Source organism: Rhabdaerophilum calidifontis (genome assembly GCF_008641065.1).
Lineage (GTDB): Bacteria > Pseudomonadota > Alphaproteobacteria > Rhizobiales > Beijerinckiaceae > Rhabdaerophilum > Rhabdaerophilum calidifontis.
The window spans coordinates 338,437-360,370 of sequence record NZ_VTRS01000001.1 but is presented as its reverse complement, the minus strand read 5'-3'; the positions used below and the strand labels follow the sequence as shown (position 1 = coordinate 360,370).

The 21,934-nt window shown below is 68.9% G+C and carries 21 protein-coding genes; 5 read left to right on the top strand and 16 right to left on the bottom strand.

The window, feature by feature from the left end; all coding sequences use genetic code 11:
- Positions 1-145 precede the first annotated feature (145 nt).
- From FWJ24_RS01690 to FWJ24_RS01670, 5 genes are all read right to left on the bottom strand, one after another.
- Positions 146-958 carry a DUF4167 domain-containing protein gene (locus FWJ24_RS01690; RefSeq protein ID WP_150286039.1) on the bottom strand — a complete coding sequence of 271 codons (813 nt, stop codon included), beginning with the start codon at positions 956-958 and terminating at the stop codon, positions 146-148.
- Positions 959-1,258: 300 nt separating this feature from the next.
- Complete coding sequence (gene prmC / locus FWJ24_RS01685) at positions 1,259-2,173, bottom strand: peptide chain release factor N(5)-glutamine methyltransferase (protein WP_246155466.1); 915 nt, start codon at positions 2,171-2,173, stop codon at positions 1,259-1,261.
- On the bottom strand, positions 2,170-3,255 hold the full coding sequence (prfA, locus tag FWJ24_RS01680) for a peptide chain release factor 1 (protein ID WP_150286038.1): 1,086 nt from the start codon (positions 3,253-3,255) through the stop codon (positions 2,170-2,172). Before prfA ends, prmC begins: the two co-directional genes overlap by 4 nt.
- Positions 3,256-3,275: 20 nt before the next feature.
- A complete protein-coding gene (gene ptsP, locus FWJ24_RS01675; RefSeq protein WP_150286037.1) occupies positions 3,276-5,546 on the bottom strand; it encodes a phosphoenolpyruvate--protein phosphotransferase in 2,271 nt (756 codons plus the stop codon).
- Positions 5,547-5,683: 137 nt separating this feature from the next.
- Entirely contained in the window at positions 5,684-6,940 is a 1,257-nt protein-coding gene (locus FWJ24_RS01670) for an aspartate kinase (protein ID WP_150286036.1), read from the bottom strand.
- Between the two features lie 170 nt (positions 6,941-7,110).
- Here FWJ24_RS01670 and ubiG point away from each other — a divergent pair, with 170 nt between their 5' ends.
- On the top strand, positions 7,111-7,890 hold the full coding sequence (gene ubiG / locus FWJ24_RS01665; RefSeq protein ID WP_150286035.1) for a bifunctional 2-polyprenyl-6-hydroxyphenol methylase/3-demethylubiquinol 3-O-methyltransferase UbiG: 780 nt from the start codon (positions 7,111-7,113) through the stop codon (positions 7,888-7,890).
- Positions 7,891-7,904: 14 nt separating this feature from the next.
- Here the strand turns inward: ubiG and FWJ24_RS01660 are convergent, their stop codons facing one another.
- The 5 genes from FWJ24_RS01660 to FWJ24_RS01640 all read right to left on the bottom strand — a co-directional run bounded on the left by FWJ24_RS01660 (position 7,905) and on the right by FWJ24_RS01640 (position 10,899).
- A complete protein-coding gene (locus FWJ24_RS01660) occupies positions 7,905-8,333 on the bottom strand; it encodes a DUF1178 family protein (protein WP_150286034.1) in 429 nt (142 codons plus the stop codon).
- Positions 8,330-9,211 (bottom strand): carbon-nitrogen hydrolase family protein, encoded by an 882-nt coding sequence (locus FWJ24_RS01655; protein WP_150286033.1) that lies wholly within the window; start codon positions 9,209-9,211, stop codon positions 8,330-8,332. The genes FWJ24_RS01660 and FWJ24_RS01655 overlap by 4 nt, the downstream gene beginning before the upstream one ends.
- A 65-nt stretch (positions 9,212-9,276) precedes the next feature.
- Positions 9,277-9,630 carry a hypothetical protein gene (locus FWJ24_RS01650; RefSeq protein ID WP_150286032.1) on the bottom strand — a complete coding sequence of 118 codons (354 nt, stop codon included), beginning with the start codon at positions 9,628-9,630 and terminating at the stop codon, positions 9,277-9,279.
- A gap of 151 nt (positions 9,631-9,781) precedes the next feature.
- Positions 9,782-10,039 carry a glutaredoxin 3 gene (gene grxC, locus FWJ24_RS01645; RefSeq protein WP_150286031.1) on the bottom strand — a complete coding sequence of 86 codons (258 nt, stop codon included), beginning with the start codon at positions 10,037-10,039 and terminating at the stop codon, positions 9,782-9,784.
- 8 nt (positions 10,040-10,047) lie between these two features.
- Positions 10,048-10,899 carry a ComF family protein gene (locus tag FWJ24_RS01640; protein WP_150286030.1) on the bottom strand — a complete coding sequence of 284 codons (852 nt, stop codon included), beginning with the start codon at positions 10,897-10,899 and terminating at the stop codon, positions 10,048-10,050.
- Here FWJ24_RS01640 and FWJ24_RS01635 point away from each other — a divergent pair.
- Positions 10,898-11,758 carry a class I SAM-dependent methyltransferase gene (locus tag FWJ24_RS01635; RefSeq protein WP_150286029.1) on the top strand — a complete coding sequence of 287 codons (861 nt, stop codon included), beginning with the start codon at positions 10,898-10,900 and terminating at the stop codon, positions 11,756-11,758. The two genes, FWJ24_RS01640 and FWJ24_RS01635, sit on opposite strands and share 2 nt — an antisense overlap.
- 14 nt (positions 11,759-11,772) lie before the next feature.
- Here FWJ24_RS01635 and FWJ24_RS01630 read toward each other — a convergent pair whose 3' ends face one another.
- From FWJ24_RS01630 to argJ, 3 genes are read right to left on the bottom strand one after another with little or no spacing between them, the layout of a single operon-like run.
- Positions 11,773-11,964 (bottom strand): Flp family type IVb pilin, encoded by a 192-nt coding sequence (locus FWJ24_RS01630; RefSeq protein ID WP_166443548.1) that lies wholly within the window; start codon positions 11,962-11,964, stop codon positions 11,773-11,775.
- A 43-nt stretch (positions 11,965-12,007) separates the two neighbouring features.
- Positions 12,008-12,406: a (deoxy)nucleoside triphosphate pyrophosphohydrolase gene (locus FWJ24_RS01625; RefSeq protein WP_150286027.1), complete on the bottom strand. Its 399-nt coding sequence runs from the start codon at positions 12,404-12,406 to the stop codon at positions 12,008-12,010.
- Complete coding sequence (argJ, locus tag FWJ24_RS01620; RefSeq protein WP_150286026.1) at positions 12,403-13,653, bottom strand: bifunctional glutamate N-acetyltransferase/amino-acid acetyltransferase ArgJ; 1,251 nt, start codon at positions 13,651-13,653, stop codon at positions 12,403-12,405. Before argJ ends, FWJ24_RS01625 begins: the two co-directional genes overlap by 4 nt.
- 172 nt (positions 13,654-13,825) lie before the next feature.
- Between argJ and FWJ24_RS01615 the strand changes: the two genes are divergently transcribed.
- Positions 13,826-14,692, top strand: coding sequence for a PAS domain-containing protein (locus FWJ24_RS01615; protein ID WP_150286025.1), 867 nt, complete (start codon positions 13,826-13,828; stop codon positions 14,690-14,692).
- A gap of 24 nt (positions 14,693-14,716) precedes the next feature.
- Here the strand turns inward: FWJ24_RS01615 and FWJ24_RS01610 are convergent, their stop codons facing one another.
- A complete protein-coding gene (locus FWJ24_RS01610) occupies positions 14,717-15,517 on the bottom strand; it encodes a peptidylprolyl isomerase (protein ID WP_150286024.1) in 801 nt (266 codons plus the stop codon).
- A 274-nt stretch (positions 15,518-15,791) separates the two neighbouring features.
- Here FWJ24_RS01610 and secA point away from each other — a divergent pair, with 274 nt between their 5' ends.
- The gene (secA, locus tag FWJ24_RS01605) at positions 15,792-18,662 is read left to right on the top strand and encodes a preprotein translocase subunit SecA (protein WP_150286621.1); all 2,871 of its coding nucleotides are present in this window, start codon (positions 15,792-15,794) and stop codon (positions 18,660-18,662) included.
- Positions 18,663-18,669: 7 nt separating this feature from the next.
- On the top strand, positions 18,670-19,275 hold the full coding sequence (locus FWJ24_RS01600; RefSeq protein ID WP_150286023.1) for a hypothetical protein: 606 nt from the start codon (positions 18,670-18,672) through the stop codon (positions 19,273-19,275).
- Positions 19,276-19,309: 34 nt separating this feature from the next.
- Here the strand turns inward: FWJ24_RS01600 and FWJ24_RS01595 are convergent, their stop codons facing one another.
- Together FWJ24_RS01595 and FWJ24_RS01590 are read right to left on the bottom strand one after the other, a co-directional pair.
- Positions 19,310-20,752 (bottom strand): L,D-transpeptidase family protein, encoded by a 1,443-nt coding sequence (locus tag FWJ24_RS01595; protein WP_246155464.1) that lies wholly within the window; start codon positions 20,750-20,752, stop codon positions 19,310-19,312.
- Positions 20,753-20,883: 131 nt separating this feature from the next.
- Positions 20,884-21,843 (bottom strand): acetyl-CoA carboxylase carboxyltransferase subunit alpha, encoded by a 960-nt coding sequence (locus FWJ24_RS01590; RefSeq protein WP_150286022.1) that lies wholly within the window; start codon positions 21,841-21,843, stop codon positions 20,884-20,886.
- Positions 21,844-21,934 lie beyond the last annotated feature (91 nt).

Sequence of the window (21,934 nt, the reverse complement as noted above, 5' to 3'; positions counted from 1 at the left end):
CATGTAGGTGTTGCGAAGGCGCAACAAAAGGGTCGGCGGCGCGAAAAGCTTCGCCCGGCCATATCGCATCGTCATCCCGTCAAGGGAGGAACCAAAGGAGGGCCAAAGGCGCCCCGGAGGACGCCAAGAGAAGCGTCGGGCCGGCTCAGCCCTCGTCGGACGCGCCTTCCACCGCGAGCGGCGCCTCATCGCCACCTTCGCGCGCGCCGCGCCCCCGCCGCCGGCGACGGGTGCGGAACGGCGAGCGGCCGCCCTCGTCATCGCCGCCGGACATGGGCTCACCGGCATCCTCAGCCTCGGCCGGCGCCGGCCGCGCCGGCGCGGTCAGGAAGGCCGGCAGCACCGGCTGTTCCCCGGCGCCGGGATCGGCCTGCGGCCGGCGCGGGCGATTCGAGTCGAAGGCCGGACGCTCGCTGGCAGGACGATCATGCGCGGGGCGCTCGAAAGGCTGGCGTTCCTGCCCGCGGCCGTTGCGCCTGTCCTGGTGGCGCGGCCGGTCCTGGCCGAAACGCGGCTGGCCGCCCTGCTGCTGCGGGCGCGACTCAACCTCCTCGCCCTCGCCGGCCTCGCCCGACTCACCGGCATAGGGCTGGAACTGGCCGACCTGCTGGGGCTGGTGCTGCTGGACGGGGCGGAAGGTGAAGCGGTCGGAGGCGGGATCGAAATCCTCGTCTTCGTCGTAGCGCTCGTCACCATTGCCGGATTGCTGCGCCTGCTGCGCCTGCATGGCGGCGGCGATCAGCCGGTAATAATGCTCGGCATGCTGGAGATAGCTTTCCGCCATCACGGGATCTCCGGAGGCATGGGCGTCGCGCGCGAGCTGGGTGTATTTCTCGGCGATGTGCTGCGCGGTGCCGCGCACCTTCACATCGGGGCCGTTCGACTCATAGGAGCGCGTCAGGGGGTTCGGCCCGCGCCGATTGCGGCCGCGCATGCGCTTGTTCTGTCCTGGTCTCATCTGTGTCTCAGCTGCCCTAAACCGGTCAAATCCGGAGTTTCCGGCCGCGCCGGAGCCCGCCCCCGCATGGCACCGGCAGTTCTGGCGCGTGTCGGGCCCGCCTGCCGGGATTGCGATCCGCCTCGAGATGCCGCGCGGCGCGCGGGTCTGGATGTCGGAAAACTGGTGACTTCGCGATGGTCCGATCCGGCGCTGGACCCGATCACACCCGCCCCGTTCGCGTCACCGGTGCTCTCCTTAGCGCGCGGACCGGGTGATGGCAAGCGCCCCGTTCCGGCGCGGGCCGGAATCCGGCGCGTTTCAGCCCCCCGCGGCGGGCATCGCCACCCGTCCGAGGACGACGCGCGTGATCCCGCCGAGATCGCGGCGCGTGGCGATGTCGGTGATTCCCGCCGCCGCCAGCATGGCCGCCACCGGCATCGCCTGGCCACGCCCGATTTCGAGCGCGACAAGCCCCCCGGGCCGGAGATGCGCCCCGGCTCCGGCGGCGATCCGCCGGTAGAATGCGAGCCCGTCGGCCCCGCCATCGAGCGCGAGGCGCGGATCATGGTCGCGCACCTCGGGATCGAGCGCCGCGAGCACCGCCGTTTCGATATAGGGCGGGTTGGAGACCAGGATATCGAAGCGCGCCGCGCCGAGCCCCTCGAAAAGATCGCCTTGCATGAAGCGGGCGCGGGCGGCAAGGCCGAGCGCGGCGGCATTCTCCGCCGCCATGGCCAGCGCCTCGGGTGCGAGATCCACCCCGAGCCCCCGCGCCGCCGGCAGAAGATGGAGCAGCGCCAGGAGGATGGCGCCGCTTCCCGTGCCGAGATCGAGGATCGACAGCGCCGCGCTGCGGCCTCCTCCGGCATCGATCGCCGCCAGAACCGCATCGACCAGCGTCTCGGTATCCGGGCGCGGATCGAGCGTCGCGGCATTGAGGCGAAAACCGAGCCCGTGGAATTCCCGCCGCCCGAGAATGCGGGAGAGCGGCTCGCGCGCCAAACGGCGCCGGAGCATGGCCTCGACCGCGCCGGCCCGGCCGCCGAGCGGCATCGATTCCCGCGCGATCAGCGCCGCGAGATCCGTGTCGATCGCGGCGGCGAGCAGCAGCCGCGCCTCGCGGCGCGGCTCCTCGATCCCGGCCTCGGCGAGGCGGGCCGCGATCGCAGCCAGCGCCGCGCCGAGCGTGGTCTCGGCGGTGAGCGCGATCCCGGCGCCGGGCGGCGCGCTCACGCCGCGTCCCCGGCCAGGAGCCGCGCCTGGTGCTCGGTCACCAGCGCCTCGATCAGCTCGTCAAGCCCCGACCCCTCGATCACCTGATCGAGCTTGTAGAGCGTCAGGTTGATCCGGTGATCGGTCACGCGCCCCTGCGGAAAATTATAGGTGCGGATGCGCTCGGAACGGTCGCCGGAGCCGACCTGCACCCTGCGATCGGCCGCGCGGGCATCGGCGAGCCGCTGCCGCTCCATCTCGAACAGCCGCGAGCGCAGGATCGCCATCGCCTTCTGGCGATTGCGGTGCTGGGAGCGCTCGTCCTGCACGACAACCGCGAGCCCGCTCGGCAGATGGGTGATGCGCACGGCCGATTCGGTCTTGTTGACATGCTGTCCCCCGGCGCCGCCGGCGCGCATCGTGTCGATCCGCAGGTCGCTCTCGTTGATCGCGAGATCGACCTCCTCGGCGAGCGGCAGCACCGCGACCGTCGCCGCCGAGGTGTGAATGCGCCCCGAAGCCTCGGTATCCGGCACGCGCTGCACGCGATGCACGCCCGATTCGAACTTGAGCCGCGCGAAGACGCCCTCGCCATGGATCTCGGCGATGATCTCCTTGAAGCCCCCCATCGCGCCCTCGCTCGCCGAGACGAGTTCGACCTTCCAGCCGCGCAGATCGGCATAGCGCTGATACATGCGGAACAGATCGCCCGCGAACAGCGCCGCCTCGTCGCCGCCGGTGCCCGCCCGCACCTCGAGGATCACCGAACGCTCGTCGGCGGCATCCTTCGGCAGCAGCGCGACGCGAATCGCCTGGGCGAGCCGCTCCTGCTCGGCCGCGAGCCGCCCCTGCTCCTCCTCGGCGAGCGCACGCATCTCCGGGTCGAGCGTGGGGTCTTCGATGAGTGCCGCCGCCTCCGCCCGCTCGGCCGAAACCCGCCGCCAGGCGCCGATTGCCGCGACGATCCCCTGGAGCTGCGACGCCTCCCGGCTCAGCGCGACGATCTGCGCCGGATCGCTCGCGCCCTCCAGTTCCCGCGCGATCGCAGCGTCACGGGCGAGGATCGCATCGAGCTTCTCCTGGGGCAGAACGAATTCGGACATCGGCTGGCTTCGCGGGCGCGCTAGAAGGCAAGGTCGTGCGCGGCGGCGAATTCCGCGAGATCCGCCCGGAGGCGCGCCGGATCGCTGCCCCGCTCGAGACGCGACCAGACGAGAGCCTCCAGCGCGCCGATATCGACAGCCCGCACCAGGGCCTTGATCGGGCCGATATTGGAGGGCGAAATCGAGAAGGCGCGGAAGCCGAGGCCCAGCAGCGCCAGCGCCTCGATCGGCTTGCCCGCCATCTCGCCGCAGATCGAAACCGGCTTGCCCTTCTCGGTCGCGATCGCCGGCACGCGCGCCAGCGCCTTGAGGAAGGAGGGATGGAGCGGATCGAACCGCGTCGCCACCCGCGGATTCTCGCGATCCACCGCGAACATGAACTGCAGCAGGTCATTGGTGCCGATCGACACGAAATCCACCTGATCGAACACCCGTTCGAGATCGAAGAGCAGCGAGGGAACCTCGAGCATCACCCCGAGATGCACCTGCTTCGGCCCGCTCTGCCCTAGCCGGCGCAGACGCTCGCGCTCGCGCAGGAACATCGCCCGCGCCGCCTCGAATTCCTCGAAGGTCGCCACCATCGGCAGCATCACCCGCAATTCGCGCTCGCGCGCGGCACCGAGCAGCGCGCGGAACTGCGTGCGCAGCAAGGCCGGCCGGTCGAGCCCGATCCGCACCGCGCGCCAGCCGAGCGCGGGGTTCTCCTCGTCGATCTTGCGCAGATAGGGCAGCACCTTGTCGCCGCCGATATCGAGCGTGCGGAAGGTGACCGGGCGGCGGCCGGCAATGTCGATGATCGTCCGGTAAAGGGCCTCCTGCGCCTGGGCGCGCGGCAGCGAGGGCGCGACCATGAACAGGATCTCGGTGCGGAACAGCCCGACCCCGGTGGCGCCGGTCTCGTCGAGATTGGGCAGGTCGACGAGCAGGCCGGCATTCATCTGGATCTCGACCGGGACCCCGTCCTTCGACAGTGCCGGCCGGTCGCGCAGCGCGCGGTATTGCTCCTGCCGACGAGCGCGCAGCCGCGCCTTCTCGGCATAGGCCGATTGCAGATCGACCGGCGGCCGGACATGCACCTCGCCGGTGCCACCATCGATGATGATCGCATCTCCGGGCTCGACGAGGCCGATCACCCCCTCGACCTTGCCGACCGTGGGAATGCCGAGCGCGCGCGCGACGATGGCGACATGGCTGGTCGCGCCGCCCTCCTCCAGCACGAGACCACGCAGCTTCAGGCGCTGGTATTCCAGCAGCGCCGCCGGCCCCATGGTGCGGGCGACGAGGATCGCGTTTTCGGGCAGCTTGTCGGCCGCCAGCGTGAAGGCGGTGCCGGTGAGCTGATGCAGCAGGCGGTTGGCGAGATCGTCGAGATCGTGCAGCCGCTCGCGCAGATAGGGGTCGGTCTGCCGCAGCAGCCGCGCGCGGATATCGGATTGCACGCGCTCGACCGCCGCCTCGGCCGTCAGCCCGGTATGGATCGCCTCCTGGAGCCGATGCACCCAGCCGCGGTCGCGCGCGAACATCCGGAAGGTTTCGAGCACGTCGCGCGTCTCGCCCGCCGGGATCAGCGCCCCGGAATCCATGAGATCGTCGATCGAGGCACGGAGCTGCTCGAGCCCGGCCGCGAGGCGCTGCAATTCGCGCTCGGGATCATCGGCGACGAGGTTCTTGATCTCGACGCGCGGCTCATGCAGCACCACATGGCCGAGCCCGACACCGTCGGCGATGCCCTGTCCCGAAAGCGTCAGCACCCGGCGCATGGCCGTGCCGCCGGAGCCGGGCCGCGCCAGCGCCTCCAGCTCGCCGCCGGCGATCATCTCGGCCAGCACCATGGCGGTGGTCTGGAGCGCCTCGACCTCCTCCTCGGAATAGGTCCTGGCAGCGCGGTTCTGCACCACGAGCACGCCGATCGCGTTGCCGCCGCGCAGGATCGGCACGCCGAGGAAGGAGGCGTAGATCTCCTCGCCCGTCTCGGGCTTGTAGGAGAAGGCTGGGTGGCTCTGGGCATCGGAGAGCGAGAGTGGTTGCGCCTCGCGCGCGATCAGCCCGACAAGGCCCTCGTCCATGCGCATCGTGGTCAGATGCACCGCCTCGCGCTTCAGCCCCTCGGTCGCATAGAGTTCGAGCGTATTGTCGGCCCGCGCGACATAGACCGAGCAGACCTCTGCGACCATGTTCGACGCAATCAGGACGACGATCTTGTCGAGCCGCGCCTGCGCGCTCGCATGCTCGCTCATCACTTCGCGCAAGCGTCTCAGCAGCACGCGGGGGCCGACGAGTCCGCCTCGCATTCCTGATGGTCCTTTCCCGGCCGGCCGCGTCGCGCGGCCGCGACCGGCTGCCCTGTTCCTGAGCTACAATGACGCATGGCGCGCATGCAAGTCATGCGCCGGCTCGGCGGATATTTTTCCTCGCCGTTCGCGACCGTTCAGGCCGCATCAAGCCCGTAGAGCGAATGCAGCGTCCGGACCGCGAGTTCGGTATAGGCTTCGTCGATCAGCACCGAGAACTTGATCTCGCTGGTCGTGATCGCGCGGATATTGATGCCGCGATCCGCCAGCGCCCGGAACGCCTTGGCCGCGACGCCGGCATGGCTGCGCATGCCGATGCCGATCGCCGAGATTTTCGCCACGTCCTGCGCGCCCTGAAGCAGGTGATAGCCGATCTCGTCCCGGCGCTTCTCGATCACGTCCATCGCCCGCGCATAATCGGCGGAGGGCACGGTGAAGGTGATGTCGGTCGTCGCGCCATCGGCGGAGATGTTCTGGACGATCATGTCCACGACGATATTCGCCGCGGCGAGCGGCGCGAACACGGCCGCGGCGACGCCGGGCTTGTCCGCGACCTGGCGGAGGGTGATCTGCGCCTCGTCCTTCGAATAGGCGATTCCGGTGACGACCTGGGTTTCCACGATTTCCTCCTCGGCGCAGATCAGCGTACCGGGCATGGGCTGGGCGGGATTGTCGAAGGACGAGCGCACGAAGGTGCGGACATTATGCACCATCGCAAGCTCGACCGAACGGACCTGGAGCACCTTGGCGCCGAGCGAGGCCATTTCGAGCATCTCCTCGAAGGCCACCTTGTCGAGACGCTGCGCCCGGGTGACGATGCGCGGATCGGTGGTATAGACCCCGTCGACATCGGTGTAGATGTCGCAGCGTTCGGCCTGGAGCGCGGCCGCCAGCGCCACCGCCGACGTATCCGAGCCCCCGCGCCCGAGCGTGGTCAGCCGCCCGCTCGCCTGGTGGATGCCCTGGAACCCGGCCACCACCGCGATCTCGCGCTCCCGCGCGAAGCCTTCGAGGATGGCGGTGCCATCGATCGCCGCGATCCGCGCCGAGCCATGGGCTTCGTTCGTCATCACCGGCACCTGCCAGCCCTGCCAGGAGCGGGCCCGCAGGCCGAGCGCCTGAAGGCAGATCGCCAGCAGGCCGGTCGTGACCTGCTCGCCGGACGCCACGACCGCGTCGTATTCGCGCATGTCATGCAGCTCGGCCGCCTCCTTGACCCAGCCGACCAGTTCGTTCGTCTTCCCCGACATCGCCGAGACGACGACGGCGACATCATACCCCGCCTCGATCTCGCGCTTCACATGCTGGGCGACATTCTTGATCCGCTCGACATTGGCGACGGAGGTGCCGCCGAACTTCATCACAAGGCGGGGGCGGGAGGCGTTCGACGACATCGGAACCTGCGTGCGGCGATCGGAAGCCCCGGGCGGAACGCCGCAGGGATGGAAATTCGGGTCCGCGGGCGTATAGAAGGCTTCGCGGGGTGCGGTCAATGCATGCCCCACGGCGCGCCCGCCCGAAGCCGGGCAGGCGGGAGGCGGAGGCGGAGGCGGAAGGCAAAGGCATGGACCACACGAAGGCCACATCCCCCAACCCCGCCGCCTCCGGCCTGGCGCGCCTGTCCGATGCCGGAGAGATCGCGCGCTTCGATCGTCTTGCCGCCGAATGGTGGAATCCCGAAGGGCCGATGAAGCCGCTCCACCGGCTCAACCCGACGCGCATAGCCTTCCTGCATGCGGCGTTCGCCGGCCATTTCGGGCGCGATTCCCGCGCGCTGGCGCCGTTCGCGGGGCTCGATGCGCTCGATCTCGGCTGCGGCGCCGGCCTCGTCGCCGAGCCGCTGGCGCGGATGGGCTTCGCCGTGACGGGGCTCGATCTCGCGCCCGCGAGCATCGCCGCCGCGCGCCAGCATGCCGAGGCCGGCGGGCTCTCGATCCGCTACGAAGCGCGCGCCGTCCAGGACCTGCCCGCGGAACCGGCCTTCGACGCCATCACCATGCTGGAAATCGTCGAGCACGTGCCCGATTGGCCGGCGCTGATCCGCGAGGCCGCACTGCGCCTCAGGCCCGGCGGCATGCTCGTCGCCTCGACGCTCAACCGCACGCTCAAGGCCTATGCGCTGGCGATCATCGGCGCGGAATACGTGCTCGGCTGGCTGCCGCGCGGCACGCATGACTGGGAACGGTTCGTGACACCCGACGAACTCGACGATGCCTTCCGCGCCGCCGGCCTCGCGCCGCGCGAGCGACGCGGCATGGTCTTCAGCCCGCTGGCGGGGGAATGGCGCCTCGCGGCGGATTGCGACGTCAATTATCTCGCAAGCGCCACAAAGCCGGCCGCATGAGCCCGGCCTGAACCTCAATTCGCATCGTCCGGCAGGGGCGGCAGCGGCAGCACCGCGATTCCCTCCTCGCGCAGCTCCATCGCCTCGCGCAGCGTCGCCACGCCGTGGATCGCCCGTTCCTCGGCCTCGCCGGCATGGATCCGGCGCGCCTCCTCGGCGAAGGCTTCGCCCACATGCTCGGCATTCTCGCGCACATGGCGGTGGAGCGCCGCGATCATCGCCCGGATCTGCCGCTCCCGCTCGCCCATCATGGCGACCGGTGCTGCGGCGCGCTCCTCGCGCGTCGCCACGGCCGGCGCCATGATGCGCTTGGCGATCCGCGTCGTGCCGCATTCCGGGCAGGCGACAAGCCCGCGCCGCACCTGTGCGTCATAAGCGGCGCTATCGCGGAACCAGCTCTCGAACTCGTGGCCCGCCGCGCAGTGGAGCGCATAACGGATCATTCCGCGGCGCGCGCCTCCGCGAATCCCTGCCGCGCCACCTCGATCGCGCGCGCGTGCCGCATCGTGGGGATGCGGATGCGCGCATCGGCAACGAGAGCGAGGTCGATCGTGGCGAGGAGAGGCCCCGGCTGGTCGTCGGCCTCGGCCAGCACCCGCCCCCAGGGATCGACGAGAATCGAATGGCCGAAGGTTTCGCGGCCATCCTCGTGCAGGCCGCCCTGCGCGGCGGAGATCATGAACGAACCGGTCTCGATCGCCCGCGCGCGCTGGAGGACGACCCAATGCGCCTCCCCCGTCTGGCGGGTGAAACAGGCCGGGGCGGTGAGGATATCGGCGCCAGCTTCCGCCAGCGCGCGGAAGAGAGAGGGGAAGCGGAGATCGTAGCAGATCCCCATGCCGAGCACGGGATTACGCTCCCCCTGCTCCGCCGGCGTGATCGCCGCGAGCGGCGCCACCACCGCGCAGCGGCCGGCGGTATAGGTGGCGCTTTCGCGCCAGCTCTCGCCATTGGGGAGATCGACATCGAACAGGTGCAGCTTGTCGTAGCGTGCGACGATGCCGCCATCCGGCCCGAGAAGGAAGCCGCGATTGGCGATCTTCTCCCCCTCCCGCACCGCGAGCGAGCCGAGATGGACATGCACTTTGTGGCGCCGTGCGAAATCGCGCATGGCCGCGAGCATGGGGTCCTCGCCCTCCGGCCGGATCGCGGCGAAGAGCCCGGCACGGCTCCGCTCGACGATGTTCGACATTTCCGGCGATTGGAGGAAGCGCGCGCCCTGCGCGACCGCCGCCTCCGCCATGGCCAGAAGTGCTGTGATGTTCTCCTCGACCGAGCGGGTCGAGCGCATCTGCAGGCAGGCGGCGGTGAAACGGGTCATGGCGATCTCCGGAAAGCCCCTGTCCTGGGAGGCCCCGCCGAAGATAGTGCCGTGGCCCGCCAATCTCAATTCTTGTGATGGCTCACCGATTGGTTGCCCTGGCGGTCGGTGTGCACGCCGGTGCGCGTGCCGTCGGCATTGCGGATCCACACCGAGGTGATGCCGGTGCGGGAATTGTGCGAGGTGCGGATATGCTTGCCCTGAAACACCTTTCCGTCGGCGGTATTGACGGTGACATCCCGGTTTCCGGCCGGCCCGGCAAGGGTCACGGTCGTGCCGCCGGGCAGGGTCGTGGTCCCGCTCGGCTGGCCGCGGCCGGGTGCGGCACCCGCCGGCGCCCCGCCTGCCGGCGCGCCGCCGGCCATGACACCGGGCCCGCCGCCGCCATCTCCGCCGCTCGCATGGACGGGGACACTCACCAAAGACGCCAGGAACGCGAGAATCAATGCGGTTCTGCGCATGGTCTCCTCCATCTGTCGCAAAGTGGGGCTCTGTCGGCCCCGATCGCATCTTTGCGCATCCGGAAGTATACGCCCGTGCGGCGGCACACGCGACTCGTGCGGCGCGGACTCAGCCCGCCAGAAGCGGATCGAGCCCGCCGGCGGCGTCGAGGGCATGAAGATCGTCGCAGCCGCCGATATGCCGCCCATCGATGAAGATCTGCGGCACGGTCGAGCGGCCTTGGGCGCGTTGCGCCATCGCGCGCTGGCCTTCCGGATCGCTCGTCACGTCGATCTCGGTGAAGCGGGCGCCCTTGCGGGTCAGCAAGGCCTTCGCGGCCTGGCAATAGGGGCAGTAGGATTTCGAATAGACGATGATCTCGGGCATGCGCGGGCTCATTCCTCGCCCTCGGCGACGAGGGTGAATGTCAGGATGTCGATGCGGGCGGCGCCCGCCTTGCGCAGGATATGGGCGCAGGCATTGGCGGTTGAAGCGGTCGTGCGCACATCGTCGATCACAACCACGTGGCGGCCGGCGATCTCGGCCGCGCCGCCGGGGCGGATGGCGAAGGCGCCGCGCAGGTTCTGGCGGCGATCGGCGCGGTTGAGCCCGACCTGCGGCCGCGTCGCGCGGATGCGCAGCAGCACATCATAGGCCGCGGGAATGCCGCTCTCGGCGGCCAAGGCGCCTGCGAGCAGGGCCGCCTGGTTGTAGCGCCGCTGCCAGAGCCGGAACCGGTGCATCGGCACCGGCACGAGCATATCCGCGCCGGCGAGGAGGTCGCGCCCCGCCCCGGCCATGAGCCGCGCCATCGGCCGGGCGAGATCGAGCCGCTCGCCATATTTCAGGCGGCTGACGAGCCCCTTCGCCGGCTCGCGATGCAGCGCCACCGCGCGGCCACGGTCGAAGCGCGGCGGATCGGCGATCGCGGCGGGCGAGAGCAGGTCCTGGCCGTTCAGGCTCTGGCCGTGATCGATCGCGAAGGGTGTGCCGAGCCGCTGGCAGAAGGGCGGCGCGATGAACGGCATCGCCCGCCAGCAGGTTGCGCAGAGCGAGAAGGATTCCGCCGTGGCGGCTTCGCAGGCGATGCATTGCGGCGGATAGACGAGCCGCGTCGCCGCCGCTCCGAACGCATCGAGCCAGCCGCACAGCCGCGCAAGCGGCGCGCGCCAGCCCTCGCGGCGCGTGCGATCCGTGCTATCAGCCGGAAGAGGAAGGCCGGTGACCGGCCCGGGAAGCCCATCCATGTCCGAACTCGTCCCGCAACTCTTCGATCCGGTCAAGGCCGAGGCTGCGTTGGCACGCGCCGCGCGGAGCGGCCCCGAGCGCTTCCTGCTCGACCGGCTCGCAGCCGATCTCTCCGAACGCCTCGCGGCCGTGACGCGGCGCTTCGGCGCAACACTCGATTTCGGCACGCCGGCCGCGGCCTTCGGGCTGGCCAGCGGCGCCGCGCCGGAGGAGCTGACGATCCTGCCGCCGGCGATCGCCCGCGATCCCGGCCCCGCCGATCTCCCCGCGGCGCGCTTCGACCGCATCCTCTCCGGTGGGCTTTTCCACCAGGTCAACGATCTCCCCGGCCTGCTCGCACGCCTCCGCCGCGCCCTGGTGCCGGACGGGCTGATGATGGCGGCCTTCCCCGGCGGCGACACATTATGGGAATTGCGCGCGGCGCTGGTCGCGGCCGAGAGCGAACTGCGCGGAGCGGCGGGCCTGCGCGTCTTCCCGATGGTCGATCTCCGCGCGGCGGGCCAGCTTCTCCAGCGCGCCGGCTTCGCGCTGCCGGTCGTCGACAGCGAGACGGTCATCGTCCGCTACGCCACCCCCTTCGCGCTGATCCGCGATCTCCGGGCCATGGGCGCGGGCGCCGCGCCGCTCCGGCGCCCGGGCCAGCCGGGCCTGACCCGCGCGATCATCCTGCGCGCGGCCGAAATCTATGCCGAACGCCACGCCGATCCCGACGGGCGGCTGCGCGCGACCTTCGAATTCATCTGGATGTCAGGCTGGGCGCCGCACGAGAGCCAGCAGAAGCCGCTGCGGCCGGGCAGTGCCAAAACGCGCCTCGCGGACGCGCTGCGCGAGATCGAGCAGGGCAAGCGCGAGGCATAGCGGCAGCGGATCGATCACCATTGCGTAACGCTCCGGATCTTTTCACCCTGGTTGATCCAGGTCTGCATGAAATCGCCGTAAAACCCCGGCCAGAGCGCCAGCAGGGCGGCCGCCATCAGCAACGCGATCAACGTATATTCGATCGCGGAGGCCCCGCGCGCGTCGCGGATGAACCGCCCCAGCACCGCTCCCAGAACCGCCCCCATGCCCAGCCTCCTGGCCTGCGCAGGCGGCAGGATGCGCCGGCGCTTACAATGCATCCCGGAGCATGGGGATCAGCGGCTCGTCCGCCGGCGGCATCGGGAAATCCCGCAAGCGCTCCGGCGCGACCCAGCGGATCGCCTGATGCTCCGCCGGCCGCGGGATGCCCTCCCAGCGCCGGCAGACATAAAGTGGCATCAGGAGATGAAAATCCGGATAATTGTGGCTCGCAAACGTCAGGGGTGCGAGGCAGGATTCCTTGACGATGATGCCGAGTTCCTCGTGGAGTTCGCGGATCAGCGTCGCCTCCGGCCGCTCCCCCGGCTCGACCTTGCCGCCGGGAAACTCCCACAGACCCGCGAGCTGCTTGCCCTGCGGGCGCTGGGCGATCAGCACCCGCCGGTCGGCATCGACGAGCGCCGCCGCGACGACGAGCAGCAGCCTCAAGACCGGTAATCCCCGTTGATCTCGACATAGGCCTTGGTCAGGTCGCAGGTATAGACCGTGGCCCGGCCGCGCCCCAGCCCGAGTTCGACGCGGATATCGATCCGCTCGCCCCGCATGTATTCGGAGACGCGCACCTCGTCATAGGCCGGATCGCGCGCGCCTTCGACCGCGAGGCGGTGCGGGCCGAAATGGATGGCGAGCCGGTCGCGCTCGGCCGGTTCGCCCGCCTTGCCGACTGCCATGACGATCCGCCCCCAATTGGCGTCCTCGCCGGCAATCGCCGTCTTGACGAGCGGCGAATTGGCGATCGCCAGCGCCACGCGCTTGGCCGAACGCTGCCCCCTGGCGCCCTCGACCGTGACGGTGACAAATTTGCGCGCGCCCTCGCCATCCTTGACCACGAGGATCGCGAGTTCCTTCAGAACCCGCTTGAGCGCGGCGCGGAAGGCCGAAAGGCGCGGATCGCGCGGATCGTCGATCAGGCCCTGCCCGCGCCGCGCGGCCGCGCCGGTCGCAAACAGCATCAGCGTGTCCGAGGTCGAGGTATCGCTGTCGACGGTGATGGCGTTGAAACTGTCCTTCACCCCGGCCGCGAGCATGGCTTGCAGCGCGCTCTCGCCGATCGCGGCATCGGTGAAGACGAAGGCGAGCATCGTCGCCATGTCCGGCGCGATCATGCCTGCGCCCTTGGCAATGCCCGAGATCGTGACCGACACGCCGTCGATCTTCACGCTCTTCGTCGCGATCTTGGGGAAGGTGTCGGTGGTCATGATCGCGCGGGCAGCGTCCTGCCACGCATCTCCCGTGGCTCGCGCCGCGCAATCGCCGAGCACGCCGTTGAATTTGGTCGCATCGAGCGGCTCGCCGATCACGCCGGTCGAGGCCAATGCAACCTCCTCCGGCCGGCAGCCGAGCGCCTTCGCGGCGATCTCGGCGGTGAGACGGACGGATTCCCGCCCCTTCATCCCCGTGAAGGCATTGGCATTGCCGGAATTGACGACGAGCCCGCGCGCCCGTCCGCCCGGCAGGATGGCGCGGCACCAATCCACCGCCGCCGAGGGACATTTCGAGCGCGTGAACACCCCCGCCATGCGCGTGCCCTCGGCGAGCACCGCCAGCAGGACATCCGTGCGGCCCTTGTAGCGGATGCCGGCCTCGGCGGTGGCGAAGGTCACGCCCTCGATGGCGGCGGGCTTCGGCAGGCGCTTGGGGGCGAGCGGCGAGACGGGGACGTTCTTTCCGGCCATGGCGGGCTCCGCAATCGATGGATAACCGTGCCTGTGCCTGAAAGCCGGCAGGCTGGCAAGGCGCCGGCCGGATATGGGCACGCCGCGGACGCCATCGCATCGCACACCACCTTAATGAATTCTCAATTTAAACGTGTATTACTTGCAGACTCGGGTCGTATGAGACGATGCCATGTTCTCCGAGATCTTCGACGACCATTTCGAACGCCATATCCAGGCACCCGAGGCCTCCTGGCTGCTCGCGCAATGGCGTATGGCGTGCGGCTACCGCCGCATGCCGCGGGAGGGCGACATCCCGCAGGCTCAGCTCGCCTATCTCCGGCCGGACCTGATCGTCCTGCGCCCGCTCGACGGAGGCGATTTCCGCTTCGAGCATTACGGCGCCAACATCACCACGCAGACCGGCTTCGACATGACCGGCAAGCGGGTGAGCGAGTTCCGCGGCGAACTCGGGGGGTTCTTCCTGCATGTCTATGGCCGGGCGCTGCGCGAATGTCGCCCCATCGCGGCGGTGCACCGCTTCGGCCGCTTCGGCGAGACCCCGCTCTGGGAGCGGCTCATCCTGCCCTGCGGCATGGGCGAGACCGTCACCTGTCTCTATGCGGTGGTGAAGGCCCGGGAGATCGCGCAGGATATCAGCCATCTTGCGGCGCGCATGCGCAACCGGGCGCTGATCGTGCTGCAATTCGAACGCGACGATCAGAACCGGATCGTCGACGCCATCATCGTCGGTGCCAACCGGCTCGCAGCCCTCGCCACGCACAGACGAACCGACGAGCTTGTGGGGCATGCCATGCTCGCGCTCTTCCCCGGCCTGAAGACGGCGGGGCTGTGGGAGCGCTATCTCGCGGTGGCCGAGGCCCGCATCCCCCAGCGCCTGCGCGTGCCCTATCACGCCGACGGCCTGAACGGGCTTTTTTCTGTCGAGATCAGCCCGATGCTTGACGGCGTGACCGTGGCCTTCGAGGAGATCACCGATCCGCACCGGATGCGGGTCGCGCAGCGCGGCGGCGGCCCGGCGGCGGAGGCCGCCGCCTGATCTCCGCTCTTGCGGCGCCCCGGCCTATTTCTTGTCGCTGGTTTCGATCTTCGCCTCGCTGCGCAGGCGGGCGAGGAAATCCGATTGCGCCTTGCCGACCAGCGCTTCCTTCAGCCGATCCTTCACCTGGTCATAGGCGGGAATGGGGCGGTTGCGGCGCTCCTCGAGCTTGATCACGTGCCAGCCGAACTGACTCTTGACCGGCGCCGAGACCTCGCCCGGCTTGAGCGCGAAGGCCGCCTCGGCGAATTCCGGCACCATGCGGTCCTTGGTGAAGAAGCCGAGATCGCCGCCCTCCTTGCCCGAGCCAGGATCCTTCGACGTCTCGCCGGCGATCTTGGCGAAATCCTCTCCGCCCTTGACGCGCGCGGCGACCTTCTTCGCCTCGTCCTCGTTCTCGACGAGGATATGGCGCGCCCGCACCTCCTCGACCGGTTTGAGCTGCTTCACCTGCTCGTCGTAATAGGCCCGGACCGCGGCCTCGCCCGCCGCCTTCTCGCCCTCGCGGGTCAGGAGCCGCTCCATCAGGATGCGCTCGCGGGCATAGGCGAGCTTGCGCTTGTAATCCTCGCTGTCCTCGAGCTTCTCGGCCTTGGCCTTCTGGGCCGCCGCCTTGACCTCGATGAGAAAATCGAGCGCCACCTGCTTCTGCCGCTCGGCGGGCAGGTTGGGGTATTGCGCCTGCAGATCCTCGATCGCCAGCGCGATATCGGCCTCGGTGATCGCCTCGCCATTGACGGTGGCGAGCGTCTTGTTCTGGGCCTGGGCGGCGGCAAGGCCGAGCGCGCCCGTCAGCAGCAGCGTGGCCAGCGTGAGCTTCGTCATGGGAACTCCGGGATTCGGCCGCCCGTCACCCGGGGCGCTCTGCACGGGAGGCGACCGTTCGCCTTCTCGTTAGCGCATGTTCGCGACGAGCGCGAGGGGCGCGCGGCCACGCCGCCGCGCAGCGCGCATGCCGGCATGCATTGACAATCGCCCCCCCCGATCCTTATCTCCCGGCGCAGAAAGGCCCGGATTCCGGGCGTAATTTCGCGCGTCTCCGGCTCTCCCGGCCAGATGCGGATCGTCGCCGCGCCGCGGCGGGAACAGGATGAACCTCATGCTCGGCGCGCTCGCCAAGTCGATCTTCGGCTCCGCCAATGACCGCCGCCTCAAGGGCTATCGCCCCAAGGTCGCGGCGATCAACGCGATGGAGCCGGAGCTCGAGGCGCTGTCCGACGAGGCGCTCCGCGCCCGCACCGAGACCTTCAAGGCGCAGATCGCCAATGGCGAGAAGAGCCTCGACGACCTGCTCGTGCCCGCCTTCGCCACGGTGCGCGAGGCGGCGAAGCGCACGCTCGGCCAGCGCCATTTCGATGTTCAGCTCATCGGCGGCATGGTGCTACACGAGGGTGCGATCGCCGAGATGAAGACCGGCGAGGGCAAGACGCTCGTCGCGACATTGCCGGTCTACCTCAACGCGCTCGCCGGCCGCGGCGTCCATGTGGTGACGGTCAACGATTATCTCGCCCGCCGCGACGCGGAATGGATGGGGCAGATCTACCGCTTCCTCGGGCTCTCGGTCGGCACCATCGTGCACGGCCTCGACGATGCCGAGCGCAAGGCGTCCTATGCCTGCGACATCACCTACGGCACCAACAACGAATTCGGCTTCGATTATCTGCGCGACAATATGAAATATGATTTCGCGCAGATGTGCCAGCGCGGCCATGCCTTCGCGATCGTCGACGAGGTCGATTCGATCCTGATCGATGAAGCGCGCACGCCGCTGATCATCTCCGGCCCGACCGAGGACCGTTCCGAACTCTACAACGCCATCGACGCCCTGATCCTCAAGCTCGTGCCGGAGGATTATGATGTCGACGAGAAAGGCCGAACCTGCCACCTGACGGAGGCCGGCAACGAGCATATCGAGGCGCTGCTGGAAGAGGCGGGACTGCTCAAGGATTCGACGCTCTACGACGCCGCGAACTCGACGCTGGTCCACCATGTCAATTGCGCCCTGCGCGCGCACCGGCTCTTCACGCGCGACAAGGATTACATCGTCCGCCTCAACCCGGAGACGCGCGTCAACGAGGTGGTGATCATCGACGAATTCACCGGGCGGATGATGCCGGGCCGGCGCTATTCGGAAGGCCTCCACCAGGCGCTCGAGGCCAGGGAACATGTGCCGATCCAGCCCGAGAACCAGACGCTCGCCTCGATCACCTTCCAGAACTATTTCCGCCTCTACGACAAGCTCGCCGGCATGACCGGCACCGCCGGCACCGAAGCCGACGAATTCCGCGAGATCTACGGGCTCGAAGTCATCGAGATCCCGACCAACGTGCCCGTGGCGCGCCTCGACCAGGACGACGAGGTCTACCGCACGGCGCGCGAGAAGGATGCGGCGATCATCGCCGAGATCGAACGCGCCAAGGCGCGCCGCCAGCCCGTGCTTGTCGGCACCACCTCGATCGAGAAATCCGAGGCCCTGGCGGAGACGCTGAAGGCCCATGGCTTCAAGCAGATCGACCTCGGCGATCCGAATGCGTTCAAGCCGCTGCTCGACGGCGACCAGGGCACGCGCGAGGAGAAGCTCTTCGCGGTGCTCAATGCCCGCTACCACGAGCAGGAGGCCTTCATCGTCGCGCAGGCCGGCGTGCCGGGCGCCATCACCATCGCCACCAACATGGCCGGCCGCGGCACCGATATCCAGCTCGGCGGCAACCTCAAGATGCGCATCGAGCGTGAATGCGAGGGGCTCGAGGGCGCCGCGCGGGAGGCCGCGATCGCCCGCATCCGCGCCGAGGTCGAGCGCAACCGCGAGATCGTGCTCAATTCCGGCGAGGTGATCGAACTGGAACCGGCCAAGGGCCGCGAGGGCGAGAAGGGATACCGCCCCGCCAAGACCTTCCAGGCGCCGGGCGGGCTCTATGTCATCGCCGCCGAGCGGCATGAGAGCCGGCGCATCGACAACCAGCTCCGCGGCCGTTCCGGCCGGCAGGGCGATCCCGGCCGCACCAAGTTCTTCCTCAGCCTCGAAGACGACCTGATGCGCATCTTCGGCTCCGACCGCATGGATTCGGTGCTCCAGAAGCTCGGGCTTCAGGAAGGCGAGGCGATCGCGCATCCCTGGGTCAACAAGGCGCTCGAAACCGCGCAGAAGAAGGTCGAGGCGCGGAATTTCGACATCCGCAAGAACATCCTTAAATACGACGACGTCATGAACGACCAGCGCAAGGTCGTCTTCGAACAGCGCCGCGAATTGATGGCCCAGGAGGATCTCTCCGCCACCATCACCGACATGCGCCACGGTGTCGTCGAGGATATCGTCTCCCGCCATATCCCCGAGGGCGCCTATCCCGAGGCCTGGTCGATCGACGCGTTGAAGGCCGATGTCGAGCGCTTCCTGGCGCTCGACCTGCCGGTCGCCGATTGGGCGAGGGAGGAAGGCATCGCCGACGAGGAAATGCGCGAGCGCCTCATCACGGCCGCGGACGAGGCCTATGCCGCACGCGTCGAGAAGAACACGCCCGACGTGATGCGCTATGTCGAGAAGCAGGTCGTGCTCCAGACACTCGACCATCTCTGGCGCGAGCATCTCGTCACGCTCGACCATCTCAGGCAGGTGATCGGCTGGCGCGGCTATGCCCAGCGCGACCCGCTGAACGAATTCAAATCCGAGGCTTTCGAGCTTTATGACCAGCTCCTCGCCCGGCTGCGCGAGCATGTGACCGGTCAGATGATGCGGATCGAGGTGGTGTTCGAGGCGCCGCCGGCGCCGGAACTGCCGCCAATGCAGGTGATGCATGCCGATCCGCGGACCGGGGAGAACGAATTCGCCGCCGAGATCCTGCCCGCCTCATCCCCCTCCCAGACCATCCGGGATCCGAAGGATCCGACCAGCTGGGGCAAGGTGGGCCGCAACGAGCCCTGCCCCTGCGGCTCCGGCAAGAAGTTCAAGCATTGCCACGGGCGCTTCGCCTGAGGCGCCGATGACCTTACGCTCAACCCTCTCGGAACTGCGCGGCCTGGTCCAGATCCTGCGCTGGGTGCGCAACGGCATGCCGCTGCCTCCGGTTCCGGCCGCGAAGCGCCGGGTCATCCTGTCGCTGCTCCGCCAGCACGGCCTCTCGACCTTCATCGAGACCGGAACCTTCAAGGGCGACACGCTCGCCGCGATCGCCGCCACCGGAATCCGGGCGATTTCGGTGGAATTGTCACCGGAATATTTCGACCGCGCCAATCAGCGCTTCGCCGGGCATCGCAATGTCGAGCTGCATCAGGGCGATTCCGGATTGGTGCTGCCGCGCATCGTCGCAACGCTGACGGAGCCGGCGCTGTTCTGGCTCGACGGGCATTATTCCGCCGGCGAGACCGCGCATGGCGCGCTCGCCTCACCGATCAGCGCCGAGGTCGAGGCGATCCTGAACTCACCCGTCCGGGGTCATGTCATCCTGATCGACGATGCGCAGGACTTTACAGGCGAGGGCGGCTACCCGGAACTCGGCCGCTTCCTCACCGCCATCGCCGAGACCGGGCGCTACCGCGCACGGGTGCATGCGAACATCATCATCCTCGAACCGCTCGCGACCGAATAGCCGGCCGCACGACGCGCAGGAATACCGGGCCGGATCAGCGCCGGGGCGCCTTGGGCGGCACCGGAGCATCCACGGGCTTCGGCCCGATCTCCTCCGCGCCGCTCGCATTGGCGGAAAGCCCGCCGAGAGAGCCCAGCCAGCGGCTGTAGAAGGGCGGCTCCGCCCGCTTCGGCTCGGCGGCGACAAGCGCCGTGGCGGTTGCCGGCGGCGGAACGGCCGCGGTGCCGACGGGGGCGCCGCCGCGTGCGGGGGCCGGGCCGGCAGCCGGAGCGGCCTGCGGCGCCGGGGCGACGGCCACGGCCGCGTGCTCCTGAAGCTTGGCCTGCTGCGCCCGCGCAAGCAGCGCCTGGCGGCTCAGCCCGCGCGTCTGTTCGGCCGGAAGATCGACAGCCCCGAAGGCGAGCGCGTCGGGCTGCGAGACCTCGGCGACCTTCGAGACGCCCTGCGGCACGCTCGAAGCCACCTGCGGCGATTCCACCGCCACCGCGGCATGGGTCGTGTGCTTGAAGCTCGGATGCTGGTCGCCGTCGTGATAGACGCGCTTTACGGCCTTGACGCCGGACGCGACGAGCGCGGCGACCTGCTGCTCGTCCTCCGCGGCCTTGCGGCTCACGGCGGCGACAAGCGATTCATCGCGCGTGACCGGCGGGCATGCCGCGTTGGCATCGAACCGCGTGCCATCCTGCGGCTGGCTGTTGAACACGTAGCGCCGCGCGCAGACCGAGACCTGCGGCTCGCGCTTCGTCACCTCGAAATGATCCGACCCTTCCTTGAGGTTTTTCCAGAACGGCATGTTCTCGTCGGCACGGTAGCGCGCGAGATTCTGGGCATTCATACGGAAGGGGAAGGATTGCAGCTGGATCGCCTTCTGCCCGCCGCCGAACGCCTCGCGGGCGAGCGCGTAGATATCGGCGATCTGCTCGTCGGTCATCGAGAAGCAGCCGCGCGAGGAGCAGGCGCCATGCACCATGATCAGGCTGCCGTTGCGGCCATGGGCGCGGTCATAGGCGTTGGGATAGCCGACATTGAAGGAGAGATAGAAATTCGAGTGCGGATTGAGCTGCTGCGGGGTGATCGCGTAGAACCCCTCCGGCACCTGCCGGTCCCCCTCGGTCTTCTTTGGGCCGAGCTGGCCCGACCAGCGGCACATCGGGAAGGTCTTGAGGAGCTTGTACTCGCCGGAGGCATCCTGCTTCCAGACCTCAAGCTCGCTCTCCTTCTTGTAGGCACGCAGCAGGATGGGCTGGCGGGCATTCATGCCCTTTTCTTCCATCAGCGACTGCACCTGCGGCGAGATCGCGACCCAGTGCCGGGAATTCGAGGGCAGCCGGCCATCCTCCGAGCAGGCCGCGAGCGCGAGCAGCGCGAGCCCCACGAAGCCCGAGCGCAGGCCCCGCCCCGCCGCGATCGCCGTCGTTCCGCTGTTGATGACCGGAGAACCAAGCACGAGCCTACCCCACCACATACGCTGCGACATCCCGGGCTTTGCGGCGCGATCCGAGCGAAAATAAGACATGACCATATCGGAACGCCTGCCCTATCGCTACAAAACTCTCCGTTAAGATCAAGAGGTCGTTAATATTGGCCCGGGGACGGAGCCATCCTCTCTCAGGCGCCGAGCCGGCGGCCGATCGCCAGAAATTTCTCCGCGCGGGCATTGCGGATCGCCGCGGCGTCGAGGCCCGCGAGATCCTGAAAGGCGCGGGCGATCGCCTCGCCCGCGGCCTGGATCGCCTTGTCCGGCGCGCGATGCGCCCCGCCCGGCGGCTCCGAGACGATGACGTCGACGACATTCATGCGCAGCAGGTCCTGCGCGGTGATCTTCATCGAGGTCGCCGCCTCCTGCGCGCGCGCCGAATCGCGCCAGAGGATCGAGGCCGCCGCCTCCGGGGAGATCACGGAATAGATCGCGTGTTCGAGCATCAGCGCGCGATTGGCGGTGGCGATCGCGATCGCACCGCCGGAACCGCCCTCGCCGAGGATGATCGCCACATTCGGCACGCCGAGACCGAGGCAGGCATCCGTCGAACGTGCGATCGCCTCGGCCTGGCCGCGCTCCTCGGCGCCGATTCCGGGATAGGCGCCGGCCGTATCGACGAGGCTCAGCACCGGAATGCCGAACCGGTCGGCAAGCTCCATGATCCGCTGCGCCTTGCGGTAGCCCTCGGGCCGCGCCATGCCGAAATTATGCCGGAGCCGGCTCTCCGTGTCGGAGCCCTTTTCCTGCCCGAGGATGCAGATCGGCTCGCCCCGGAACCGGCCGAACCCGGCGACGATCGCCTGGTCCTCGCCGAACAGCCTGTCGCCCGCCAGGGGCGTGAAATCGGTGATCAGCGTGCGGATATAATCGAGACAATGCGGCCGCTCGGGATGCCGGGCGACCTGGGTCTTCTGCCACGGCGTCAGGTTGGCATAGAGATCGGCGAGCGCCGCCTGGGCCTTGGCCTCCAGTCGCTCCAGCTCGTCGCCGATCGCCGCGGCCTCGTCCTTCTCGGCGAGCGCGCGCAATTCGGCGATCTTGCTTTCGAGTTCCGCGACCGGCTTTTCGAAATCGAGATAAGCGCGCATGAACACCGACGGGTTGGCCGGGGAACGCCCCCGGCGAAAGGCGCCGCAACCTGACGACGAAGGCCGGGGCCGTCAAGTCAAAACGGCGCGG